Source organism: Microcystis sp. LE19-84.1B (assembly GCF_027531875.1).
In the GTDB taxonomy this organism is placed as follows: Bacteria; Cyanobacteriota; Cyanobacteriia; order Cyanobacteriales; family Microcystaceae; genus Microcystis; species Microcystis panniformis.
On the sequence record NZ_JAPZSR010000002.1, the window covers coordinates 1 to 1,306 of the forward strand.

Annotated in this window: 2 protein-coding genes; both read right to left on the bottom strand. The window is 43.6% G+C overall.

Going from position 1 to position 1,306, the window contains the following annotated elements:
• Window positions 1–674: 674 nt before the first annotated feature.
• Window positions 675–1,040: a clan AA aspartic protease gene (locus O9324_RS00025; protein ID WP_288139154.1), complete on the bottom strand. Its 366-nt coding sequence runs from the start codon at window positions 1,038–1,040 to the stop codon at window positions 675–677.
• Window positions 1,037–1,306 (bottom strand): hypothetical protein (locus O9324_RS00030; RefSeq protein WP_288139155.1); only part of this gene is annotated, 270 nt, incomplete at its 5' end. The genes O9324_RS00030 and O9324_RS00025, both read right to left, overlap by 4 nt.

The window sequence follows — 1,306 nt, forward strand, 5'->3', positions numbered from 1 at the left end:
ATGCAGACAGAGGTTCAGAATATATGTACTTTTGTTTCAAAAAAGCGATCAGGCTGACTACTTGGCTCTGTGCTTCAGCAGGCAAAGATAAAAATTCACCTAAAATCTCATGAGTCATGGTTGTATCCTCCCCTATATCACACCCAAAAGCGTGTTAGCCAGATTAGCTTACTGCAAACAGCCTCCTTTAAGGAAACCTATCATAGAAGCTTTCTAGGAATCTAGCAAAGATTCTTGTATCTGGCTGCACTTTGTCACAAAATTTCACTATTATTTCGGGTAAGGTATGGTAAATCCCTTGATAGATTCAATCGGGACTAACTTCTGGGAAAACCGCTATAGATCTCCTGCAAAAATCAAAAATCTGACCTTAGCTGAGGAGAATCCCAGATAGGAGGAGAAAAAAGACAGGAAAATTTAGTACAAAAGCTCTACTCTCCCTGCTCTGGCGCTCTCTAGCTTACCAGAGGTCGATTATTCACTAAATGGTATCAAAAAAATCGGGTCTAAAACCTCGTCTTTACTCGTTTTATTGTAACAGGATTTGGTATCACAGCTGCAATCAATGTGCATGGTGCGTTCCCCAAAAATCGATCGGTGGAGCAGTAGGAGCCTCATTAGGGAACGCACCCTACAAAATCGGCGTGCTGCTACGCAGTGCCTTCGGCATCGCACTACAAATCATCAATCGTTACCAACCCACCTTCTGTAAACTGAATCACAAGTTCATGGCTATCTAATAAAGCAGTTCCAACCAGGGGTCGCCGTCCTGTGGCAAATACACGAGTTTCTCGCTCCTCACCATTCCAGATAATAATTGCTTTGTGAAGAGGCAGCATTACTTGGCTGTTGTCTGCTAAATTCGCACGCATATCGTACCTGAAAGGAAGATTCAGCAATGCTACTGCTTCGGGTGGTAAACAAAGCTCATCTGTAAATCCTGTATCTACTACAAACTCAATCGGAAAGTCGGCGCGATTTGGAATCCGAAATGGGATAGTGATAAGCGGGTGTCCATTAGCCACAATACCTAAAATCACTTAACTACACGCTCCATAACACCCCCACCAAAAGCGGCAGCAACGTTGTAGCCAATTTTGATCCCAAAGAGCCGAGCATGGGGGTGTTTCTCGCTCAATAAGTCAGCAGCGTGTAAGCCATTTTCATCAACTTTGTAGTCACCTGTTTCAATGTCAATGATGACCATCTTGCCAATGTTTTCTTCAACTTCCACCTCTTGGCGGATTCTGCTTTCGTACAGTTTCTCTGCACGTTGAGCAACTTCTTCACGGCTTAAAAGGATTGC